This is a genomic window from Methanocalculus sp., from assembly GCF_029762515.1.
GTDB lineage: Archaea > Halobacteriota > Methanomicrobia > Methanomicrobiales > Methanocorpusculaceae > Methanocalculus.
Genome location: NZ_JARVGN010000030.1, coordinates 1 through 9,918, shown reverse-complemented (window position 1 = coordinate 9,918; position 9,918 = coordinate 1). Strand labels below are relative to the sequence as shown.

Genomic DNA, 9,918 nt, shown 5'->3' with positions numbered 1-9,918 from the left:
TTCATCGACTTGTGCGTCAAAGCTGAGGACGACGGTCATCACTGGATCAAAGATCTGCTCGAAGAGGACATTGAAGAGATCAAATGCGGGCACGGGATGGCGGGGGTGAGGGAGGGTCATCACCTGAATACTTCTCCCCATGATGTTATGGTTCTTTTCAAGGGGGGCAGGAGAAGTTACGCCACTCATAGAGGAAGCGGGGATGAGAGACCGGATCTTTTTTCACTCACCGGTTCCATCCTTTGCAGATGAAGAGTGACAGTGAGATTCTCAGGGAAGCGGTCCGGCATGCCCTCAGGCTCGGGGCGGACGTGGCAGGCACAATCCCGGCAGCCATGCTCAAAAACTGTCCATCAGCCGAGGCAGACGGCAACCAGGGATCAGTGAGAGACGATGGCACCTACATCATCCTCGGGCTCTTCCATGATCCCGCCACGCCGGAGATGGATCACTGGGAGGAGGGGCGTGGCACACCGGGGGATCGACAGCTTGGAGCAATCGGGAGATCGATTGCCGGGTGGCTGAATGAAACACACGGGATCACTGCGGAATTGATCCCCTACCAGCTCGATGACGGCGGGATCTATCTCAAGGATGCCGCAGTAATCGCAGGAATCGGCATTATGGGGAGAAACAACCTTGTGCTGGTGCCGGGATTTGGGCCGAGGATCAGGTTCCGGGCAGTCTGGGCGAATATCGAATCCAATCCGCCGGCACCAGTCGATCTCACAAACCCCTGCCCTGAATGCCCCGGGTACTGTATCAGCACCTGCCCGATGGGGGCGTTTGAAACCGGAACATACAGCCGGCAGCGGTGCATGCAGAGGATGAATGCAGATAAAAAGAGAGCCAGAGAGATAATCGACCACTGCCGGGCATGCGAGCTCGCCTGCCCCTAACGCTTCTCTGCTCTCAGCTCCTCAAGCTTCGCGACCACCTCTTCAACATGCCCCTTCACCTTCACCTTCCGCCAGATGTGGGCGATATTTCCATCAGGATCGATGATGTAGGTGCTCCGTTCAACCCCCATATACTCCCTGCCGTACATCTTCTTCTGTTTCCAGGCGCCATACGCCTCGATCACCAGGTGTTCGGGATCTGAGAGGAGGGAGACGGTGAGCTTTTGCTTCTCGGCGAAACGCCGGTGGGTTGCGATCGAATCCGGGCTGATCCCAAAGACAGGCGTATTATCACGGGCAAACTCCTCCATCGTATCAGAGAAGGAGCGGGCTTCAAGGGTGCAGCCTGAGGAGTTATCTTTTGGATAAAAGTAGATGATCACAAAGACGCCCCGCTCCTCCACGAGGCATACCATATGCTCATCGATATCTGGGAGGCAGAAATCCGGTGCCTTCATACCAATCTCAAGTTCTGTCATGGGAGAACCTCTCAGGTAAGGGCAATAAACATATCCATCCCATCAAAAGAGTGGCTTTTGTCCGTGCAACTGCCTCGCCTCAAACAATATAACCTTTTGAACGAAGCATTTCACGGTATTCATCTTCAGTCACAGTACATGCAATATAGTTCTGAAGATCGGCTTTTGTCGTGAACATCATCTGCTTGTACATTTTCGAGAGGAGGCTCTCTGAAATATCCCCATTACCTCCATGGCTCACTTTTGTATGGATGCTGTCAACAATCTTTCCCTCGTGATCCTTGAAGCGATAAAAGATATGATCTCCTCTTCTGATTTGGAGAAAACCTTTATTTTTGGCAGCCCGTTCAAAGTCACGTTTTTTTATGGGCATCTCTATGCCCCTCCATATCTTATATCAATAAGGCCTTTTACCTCATTGAAATCAAGATATTGGAGGAGTCCCTGCTTTAATTGGAGTGAACTTTCAGAGTGCATATCATCAGGATATTCACTGAAGCTGAGAATATGTCCCTCTATCTCCTCTTCAAGAGACTGAATTGCTTTTTTGTAATTATCTCCACACCCATAGAGAGCAAGATCATTGTTGAACAGACACCATTGTTTGTCATTATTGTCATAGGAGACGGTGAAGGTAATTGGTTTCAACAGGATGTATTGACCAATTGTATGAAGAGTTTCAAACTTCACCTGCTCCAGATTCTCTACTGAGTCAATTCTATAGTTTTTTTGTGTCTGTATCATATTTCCGGTCACACGAACCCATTTTTTATAGAGATTTTTCACCTGATCTTCTATTTCAGGTTTGAAATAGCAGTTGATGTTCCGTCCGACTGTAGTATTTACGATAAAGTACGAGAGATTATCGCCACGGATCCCTATGATAACTCCCTGTATACTGACAATACCTGTACCTCCGTATTTGAAGACGAGTTCTTCAAGGTATTCCTTCTGATGTTTTGGAATGAAGCTTCCATGATCAGGTTGTTCAATGGAGGTTTTTATTTCTATGGTGGATCCCGACGAAGCGAAGGAAAGAAGGCTTTTTAGGAGACCAATTCGTGCAGATGGATCTTCTATCTCCTTGTCAAGGTGTGTTGGAAAAGCATCCGGATTGGTATTCAGAATATCCATAAGCCGCTCAAAGCACCCGGTAATATCGGTAAAAGTGTTCTCACCGTCAAGTCCGGTTCCATATGATACCGGGAATAAAGGTACAATGATACTACCTTTCCTGATCTCCTTAAGATAAAGCCGGAAATCTTCTTTTTTATAGGCCTTTCCGAATTTTGAAATACCAATATTATCAACAGCACGCTGCATATTGGAGACTGCCTCGGCAAAAGCCAGGGCTTCTATAGCATTATCCTTTACTGTCGCTCCGTCACGGATAATAATCCATGTCTTGGGTTTTTCTTGAGGCGCCATTTCGCTTCTTTTCTTTACACACTCTAATCATATACACCTTATGCCTTTTCCTGAGCGAAAATGATATAATATTAATAAATATATTTTATTTTAATCTCCCATAATTCCCCACATTTCTATAGCACTCCGGGTACTTGGGGCATATATTTCTTCCATCCCGCCCAATTGGTAACCACGATGAGAGAGAGCCCCGAATTTGCATGGAAACAATGCCTGATCGTCAGGGACGACGTGAAGATGAGCTGCGGGAAGAAATGCGCACAGCTTGCCCATGCAGCCGTCGGCGCCTATGAGAAGGCCAGTGCCGCCTCAAAACGTGCCTGGATGGATGAGGGGCAGAAGAAGGTCGCCCTGAAGGTGAGCGGGGAGCGGGCACTCTATGAACTGAAGGTTGTTGCAGAAGCAAACGGCATCCCCGCATGCATCATCCAGGATGCAGGGCTGACCGAGATCCCGCCGGGAACCGTCACCGCCCTTGGCCTTGGACCCGCAAAATCCGAACTCCTCAACCGGGTCACATCAGATCTGAAACTGCTATGATGCAGAGTCCCTATCCCCTGGAACATGAGCTTCAGATGCGGTACTATGGAGACGACCATCCCGGTATCGGGGGGAAGCTGAGATCCTCACCTGAAGACTTTGTTGTCGAAGAGATCCCAAAGCCATTCACAGGGAGCGGGCCGTACCTGATCTGCACCGTCACCCGCCGCTCATGGGAGCACCAGCATGCGATCCAGGAGATCGCAAAGCGGCTTGGGATCAGCAGGAAACGGATCGGCTGGGCCGGCACAAAGGACAGAAACGCCGTTGCCACCCACTATATCTCGCTCTATAAGGTCGAAGAAGACCAGGTGAGGGCACTCTCATTCAAGGATATGGCAGTCGAGCCGGTGAACCAGCACCAGTTCGGCCTCTCGCTTGGGGATCTTGAAGGGAACCGGTTTGTCATCAGCATTCGCGGCTGTGAGAGGGAGAACCTCGCCAGTCTCCCCGGCATAACAGAAACCGTACAAGCTGGGATCCCAAACTACTTCGGGCTTCAGCGGTTCGGTGCCCAGAAACCGGTCACCCACCGGGTCGGATCGGCGATCCTGCGTGGCGAATACCGGGAGGCGGTTGATATCTACATCGGCGATCCCTTCCCAAATGAAGACGAGGAGGTAAAAACGGCACGGGCGGCATTCAGGGAGACGGGCGATGCAAAGGAGGCATTATATGCACTTCCGGTCAGGCTTGGGTTCGAACGGGCGATGCTCGATTATCTCTCAAAACACGAAGGCGATCACAAGGGAGCTCTCAAAGCCCTCCCCCCAAAACTCCTCACCATGTTCGTCTCGGCATGGCAGTCCTACCTCTTCAATGCTGCCATCTCGGATCGCTTTGACCGCGGCCTCCCCCTGCATGAGCCCGAAGCGGGAGACACCCTTGTCTACTTAAACGGGAGATCTGACCGGGCAACAGAGAAGAACCTCCCGACTGCACGGCAGCATATCAAACGGGGGAGGGCGATGATCGCGGCATTCATGCCGGGCGGATCATCAATCTCAAACCCGGGCCCGATGGAGGAGTATATGCTCAGGCTCTCGGAAGAGGCCGGGATCGGATCAGGTGCATTCAGGGAAGCGGCAGGCTACCTGGAATGCGCATTTGACGGATCAATCAGGCCGATCGTGCTGAGAACAGAGATACACGCAGAAACAGAAAGTGATACTGCCCGGCTTACCTTCACACTCCCCCCCGGCCACTATGCAACGTCAGTCTGCCGGGAGTTCATGAAGAGCGATCCAATATCACTCGTCTGAACCCCTCTGCGCGGGTGATTCACGGAAAAAATCAGCGGGAACGGGCGATCTCCCGGGCCCCGGCGATTGCATCCTGAAGGTTGCCGATCTCATCAACGAGCCCGATTTCAAGAGCCTGTTCGCCACGGATCATGCGTGCATCTTCGATAGATTCACGGCTGATATTTCGCTGGCTGCTGATATCCGCAAAAAGCCGGTTGAAACTCGCATCAACGAGATCCTGGGCGACCTCCTCCTCATCTGAAGTGAGCCCGCGATATGAATGGGTCATATCCTTCATCTCACCTGATTTTACAACATCGATCTCAAGCCCCTCTTTCCTGAGCTGATCGCTTGTATCATAGAAGATCCACATCACCCCGATACCCCCGGTCATGGTATCATGACTCGAATAGATCCGGTCAGCATATGCGGCAACATAGTATGCACCAGAGGTTGCAATATCGCCCATCGAGACGACAACCGGCTTCTTCTGCTTTGCATAGATGATATCACGGATGATCTCCTGGGCTGCTGCCGGGGTGCCGCCGCCGGAATCGATCCTGAGCACGATCGCCCGTGTCAGGGGATCGTCTGCTGCCTTTCGAATCTGGCTGCCGATATATTCGCTTCCGGTATAGCCGCCGGACCGTGCTTCTCCGGTGATCATCGTCCCTTCAATCCTGATCACCGGGACATCGGTTCCGCCCATGGGATCGATGAGGCTGAAGATACCGACAATGGCAAAGATACCAAGAACAAGGAAGAGAAGAATAAGGCCTCCTTTTTTAAGCTGCCTGATCCTCTGTTGCTGTTTTATCTGACGTTCAATGTAATTCATGATTTAACGGGATAGAGTACATCATATTCGGTGACGAGGTTGGTGCCGCAGAGATAATGGGTGCGGAGTTCAAGCCGGATCATCTCGTCTTCTGTCTCTATATGCATCCCACCGACAAGTGAGGGCGTATCATCTCCCCCGACAATGAAGGGCAGGTGGATGAGCCGTATCTCATCGACAAGGCAGTTGTGCAGCATATGGTAGTTCAGGGTTGGCCCACCCTCGACCATCATCTTCCGGACACCATACTGTTCATAGAGCGTCTCAAGGAGGAGGGGGAGATCCACTTCGGTCTCTCCGCAGACAACCACCTCAGCGCCGGTTGCCCTGATCGCATCGATCCGTTCGCTGGATGCAATTTCAGAGACGGCAATGACGGTCTGTGCATCAGGCTTGAAGATATTTGCAGTGAGCGGCAGATCGCCCCTGCTGTTTGGGATGACGCGAATCGGGCTCTTGCCGGGGACTTTCCTGACCGTCAGAAATGAGTTGTCGATCCGGATCGTGCGGGATCCGACCATAATCGCGTCGCATTCTGCCCGTGTCGTATGAAGAAGGGTCTCGGTCTCTTCTGCCATGTATTTCATCAGGATCTTGCTCGATGCATCCTTCTTTAATGTCAGCTTACCATCTGCGGTGATCTCGGACATCATCAGGACCTGTGGTTTTTTCGGATGCGCTCTCATACTGATCCTCTCGATTGATATATCTCTTTGAATACCTTAAGAATATAGGGTTTATTACAGGCTGGTTGAGGGAAATATGAACATTACCACATTACGTCCACACTGCATGCGGTATCTGGAACCGATCGCTAACCTCTGTGTACGTCTGGGTCTCTCCCCAAACCAGATCACCATACTTTCGCTTATTTTCGGAATCGGGTGTGCTTTATCCTTTGTTTATCAGCAGTTCATTCTGGGATCCCTCCTCCTCTTCATCTCTGCAATCCTCGATCTCGTTGACGGGAGTGTCGCGCGTAAAACCAATCATGACAGTAATTTCGGCGCGGTTCTCGACTGGATTGTTGACAAATACATCGATGTGCTCGCACTCCTTGGTGTCGGGCTCTCGGGAATTGCCATTATATCCGGTTTCACCACGCTCCCCCCGATAGCGGATTTCGGGGTTGTCGCACTCGCCATCATCGGCTCCATGATGAACACCTTCATCAAGCCGGTTGTTTATGCGGAGGTTGGCTATTCAGACCGTGTCTGCGGCAAAATTGACGATCCGCTTGAAGGGGTCGGGTTCTTTGGAAGACCCGAGACCCTGCTTGTGCTGATCCTCGGCGGCGTCACCGGATTCATCTGGGTCTCGGTGATCATCATTGCGATCTGCACAAATCTCTCGGCAATCCAGCGGATCATCTACCTTTCAGGAAGACTTGCCTGATATCCCGGATATACTGGGAGACCAGCTTTTCTGCCAGTACCCCTAAATCGGGGATTAAACGGAAGAGGCCATAGGCGATTGCTATCAGGACGACAAGTGCAAGAAGCTCGCAGAAGACATTGTGTGCCCAGAAGAAGCTTTCATACCCGTAATTACCATTTCCAACAAGATCAGGGAACCAGGGGTACCACTGGCCGGTATATGCCATGATCACATAGGCATTCCTGAAGAGATTCAACAGGTAAATTGTCGGTGCAATCAGGAGGAATGAGAGGATCTTCTGCCGGGTTGTCGTCGGCACCATATTTGCAACCGCGAGCATGATCGCTATGCTGGTGATTCCGGTGCACCCGAGGATGATCTCGACACGGAACCCGATATCAAAACCCGGTATCGATCCTGCCATGATCGTATTCCATTCATAGAGGGTCACCGGATACCTGAGAAGTTCCAGCACCCATACCGTCTGGTTGACGACGACCCCGATCAGCCAGTTCTTCAATGGCTCATAAAAGCCAAATGGAGCATAGATCAAAAAGGAGAAGGCAGCCGCCCTCGTCAGGCTTCCTACAACAGGATCCTTCATCAGAAGCCGCCGTGCCGTAAGATAGACAAACGGTACCGAGAGGATTCCGAGGATCGGATAGAGGAAATTATTGATCTGAAGAAAACCCGGCAATTCGAAAAGGAGGAGAAGTGATATTGATGCCCAACCGACTATCCCTGCATACCAGTTATACCTGTGTGGCAGAAGAAAAAGGAGAAAGCCGATACAGGAGAGAAGAACCAGGTATTCGTTCATTACAATATATTGAACGGGGGATCAGAAAAAGGATGAGGAAGACGTCACTAGCATATCAGAATGGCGGAGTCTTTAAAGATCCAGTGCATATACTATAGTCATGCGTTTCTGCCCAGAATGTAAGAGCCTGATGATCGCCAGATCCGGAAAGATGCATTGCCGGAGATGTGACTATTCTGAAGATATCACCGATTCCGAATCCCTCAAAGTGACAAAAACCAGAGTCGAGAAAGAGATCGTGATCGTTGACGAAGATGATGCCATCCCGACACTCCCGACCTGTGCCATCCGGTGCCCGGAGTGTGACCATAACGTCGCGTACTGGTGGCTCAGGCAGCTCCGGTCCGCGGATGAAAGTGAAGTCCGGTTCTTCCGGTGTGTCTCCTGTTCCCACACCTGGAGACAATACGACTAAAACAGAGCAGAAATCCATCACTTCTGCCCAAACAGGGAGAGAACAGAATACCCTCCCCCATATTCCAGGGTTAAAATCCCAGAATACCATGTTTTTATATGATGCCGGAGAACCGGATCTATCATTCTACACAATTAATCATGTCAATTTGGAGGGACCATGTCCGAGAAGCAGGTGACATTGAGCACAAAGAAGTACATGCCTGATCCTGAATACAGGAAAGAGGCATGGTGCAAGGATGCCGAGCACGCGTACCAGGGGTATATCACTGATCCGGATGGATTCTGGTCACGAATCAGCCATGAGCTTGAATGGTTCCAGCCCTGGGAGACGGTGAAGGAGTGGAAGCATCCCTTTGCCCGGTGGTTCATCAATGGAAAAACCAATATAAGCTATAACTGTCTGGACCGGCATATCGCCGGCCATCGGAGAAATAAGGTCGCAGTCTTCTGGCAGGGAGACGACGGATCGACCCGGAGCCTGACATACTGGCAGCTTCTCCGTGAGGTTGAGCGGTTTGCAAACGGCCTGAAGAGCCTCGGTGTCGGAAAGGGCGATACCGTCTGCATCTACATGCCAAATGTCCCCGAGCAGATCATTGCCATGCTCGCCTGTGCACGTATCGGTGCAGTCCATTCGGTCGTCTTTGCCGGATTTGGATCCGATGCGCTGCATGCACGGATCACCGGTGCCGGTGCCAAAGTTGTGATCACCGCCGATGCAAGCATCAGGCGTGGAAAGACCATTCCCCTCAAGCCGATCCTTGAGGAGGCGCTGATCAATGCGACAACTGTTGACCACGTCGTTGTGCTCAGGACACAGACTCCGAAGATCAGCCTCCTCTCCGAATTTGAGAGAGATTTCTATGAACTGATGGAGGAGAGTGAAAAGAACTGTGCATCTGAGCCGATGGATGCAGAAGATCCCCTCTTCATCCTTTATACCTCCGGGACAACCGGCCAGCCGAAGGGTATCGTCCATACAACCGGCGGGTACATGGTCGGAACCTACTATACAAGCAAGTACATCCTCGATATCAAGGACTCCGATGTCTACTGGTGTACAGCAGACCCCGGCTGGATCACCGGCCATTCCTATATCGTCTATGGCCCGCTCCTTGTTGGTGCGACCATCTTCATCACCGAAGGCACCCCGGACTACCCGGATGCCGGGATCTGGTGGAAATATATCGAGAAGTTCGGGATCTCCATCATGTATACCGCACCGACCGCAATCCGGATGTTCATGCGGTTTGGCGAGGAGTACCCGAACAAATACGACCTCTCCAGCCTCCGCCTCCTCGGGTCGGTGGGAGAGCCATTGAATCCCGAAGCATTCGAGTGGTTCTATCACACAATCGGAAAGGGCAAACTCCCGATTGTCGATACCTGGTGGCAGACCGAGACCGGGATGCATATGATCACCACGATGATCGGAGAGCCGATGAAACCCGGATTTGCAGGAAAGCCGATCCCCGGTGTTCTCGTTGATATCGTCGACAAGGAAGGAAAACCAGTACCGCCGGGCATATCCGGGCAGCTGATCATCAAGGAGCCCTGGCCGTCGATGGCGCGGATGGTGCACCAGAATGAAGAGCGGTACCGGATGTACTGGAGCGGACCTGAGGATACCTTCACTGCAAGCGATCTTGCTGTCCGGGATGAAGAGGGGTATATTATGATCCTTGGCAGATCAGACGACCTGATCATCGTCTCCGGCCATAACATCGGAACAGCGGAGGTCGAGAGCGCACTGGTTGCACACAAGGCCGTTGGAGAAGCGGCGGTCGTCGGGATACCTGATGAGATGAAGGGCAACCGGATACTGGCGTTTGTCCTTCTGAGGGAAGGGTTCATCGAGACCCCGAAACTGAAACAG

The 9,918-nt window shown here is 51.6% G+C and carries 13 protein-coding genes; 6 read left to right on the top strand and 7 right to left on the bottom strand.

Annotated elements, in window-relative coordinates:
* A partial coding sequence (locus QCH34_RS01940; RefSeq protein ID WP_300329191.1) for a hypothetical protein occupies nt 1-189 on the bottom strand: 189 nt, incomplete at its 3' end.
* 59 nt (nt 190-248) lie between these two features.
* Between QCH34_RS01940 and QCH34_RS01935 the strand changes: the two genes are divergently transcribed.
* Nucleotides 249-899, top strand: a complete 651-nt coding sequence (locus QCH34_RS01935) for a hypothetical protein (RefSeq protein ID WP_300329187.1) — start codon at nt 249-251, stop codon at nt 897-899.
* Here QCH34_RS01935 and bcp read toward each other — a convergent pair.
* The 3 genes from bcp to QCH34_RS01920 form a co-directional block, all read right to left on the bottom strand.
* Nucleotides 896-1,378, bottom strand: a complete 483-nt coding sequence (bcp, locus tag QCH34_RS01930; protein ID WP_300329182.1) for a thioredoxin-dependent thiol peroxidase — start codon at nt 1,376-1,378, stop codon at nt 896-898. The two genes, QCH34_RS01935 and bcp, sit on opposite strands and share 4 nt — an antisense overlap.
* Before the next feature lie 79 nt (nt 1,379-1,457).
* Nucleotides 1,458-1,751: a hypothetical protein gene (locus QCH34_RS01925; RefSeq protein WP_300329179.1), complete on the bottom strand. Its 294-nt coding sequence runs from the start codon at nt 1,749-1,751 to the stop codon at nt 1,458-1,460.
* A gap of 2 nt (nt 1,752-1,753) precedes the next feature.
* The gene (locus QCH34_RS01920; RefSeq protein WP_300329176.1) at nt 1,754-2,806 is read right to left on the bottom strand and encodes a hypothetical protein; all 1,053 of its coding nucleotides are present in this window, start codon (nt 2,804-2,806) and stop codon (nt 1,754-1,756) included.
* A 177-nt stretch (nt 2,807-2,983) separates the two neighbouring features.
* Between QCH34_RS01920 and pth2 the strand changes: the two genes are divergently transcribed.
* Nucleotides 2,984-3,346 carry a peptidyl-tRNA hydrolase Pth2 gene (gene pth2 / locus QCH34_RS01915; protein ID WP_300329173.1) on the top strand — a complete coding sequence of 121 codons (363 nt, stop codon included), beginning with the start codon at nt 2,984-2,986 and terminating at the stop codon, nt 3,344-3,346.
* The gene (truD, locus tag QCH34_RS01910) at nt 3,343-4,608 is read left to right on the top strand and encodes a tRNA pseudouridine(13) synthase TruD (protein WP_300329170.1); all 1,266 of its coding nucleotides are present in this window, start codon (nt 3,343-3,345) and stop codon (nt 4,606-4,608) included. Before pth2 ends, truD begins: the two co-directional genes overlap by 4 nt.
* Nucleotides 4,609-4,639: 31 nt before the next feature.
* Here truD and sppA read toward each other — a convergent pair whose 3' ends face one another.
* Both sppA and QCH34_RS01900 read right to left on the bottom strand, forming a co-directional pair.
* Nucleotides 4,640-5,428 carry a signal peptide peptidase SppA gene (sppA, locus tag QCH34_RS01905; RefSeq protein ID WP_300329167.1) on the bottom strand — a complete coding sequence of 263 codons (789 nt, stop codon included), beginning with the start codon at nt 5,426-5,428 and terminating at the stop codon, nt 4,640-4,642.
* Complete coding sequence (locus QCH34_RS01900) at nt 5,425-6,114, bottom strand: dihydrofolate reductase family protein (RefSeq protein WP_300329164.1); 690 nt, start codon at nt 6,112-6,114, stop codon at nt 5,425-5,427. Before QCH34_RS01900 ends, sppA begins: the two co-directional genes overlap by 4 nt.
* Nucleotides 6,115-6,190: 76 nt before the next feature.
* On the opposite strand from QCH34_RS01900, the gene QCH34_RS01895 reads away from it, so the two are divergent.
* Nucleotides 6,191-6,823, top strand: coding sequence for a CDP-alcohol phosphatidyltransferase family protein (locus QCH34_RS01895; protein WP_300329162.1), 633 nt, complete (start codon nt 6,191-6,193; stop codon nt 6,821-6,823).
* Here QCH34_RS01895 and artA read toward each other — a convergent pair.
* Nucleotides 6,795-7,625 carry an archaeosortase A gene (gene artA / locus QCH34_RS01890; protein WP_300329157.1) on the bottom strand — a complete coding sequence of 277 codons (831 nt, stop codon included), beginning with the start codon at nt 7,623-7,625 and terminating at the stop codon, nt 6,795-6,797. The genes QCH34_RS01895 and artA overlap by 29 nt on opposite strands.
* Nucleotides 7,626-7,725: 100 nt before the next feature.
* Here artA and QCH34_RS01885 point away from each other — a divergent pair, with 100 nt between their 5' ends.
* The gene (locus QCH34_RS01885) at nt 7,726-8,040 is read left to right on the top strand and encodes a transcription factor S (protein WP_300329153.1); all 315 of its coding nucleotides are present in this window, start codon (nt 7,726-7,728) and stop codon (nt 8,038-8,040) included.
* A 159-nt stretch (nt 8,041-8,199) separates the two neighbouring features.
* The coding region (gene acs / locus QCH34_RS01880; RefSeq protein WP_300329150.1) for an acetate--CoA ligase at nt 8,200-9,918 on the top strand (1,719 nt) is incomplete at its 3' end.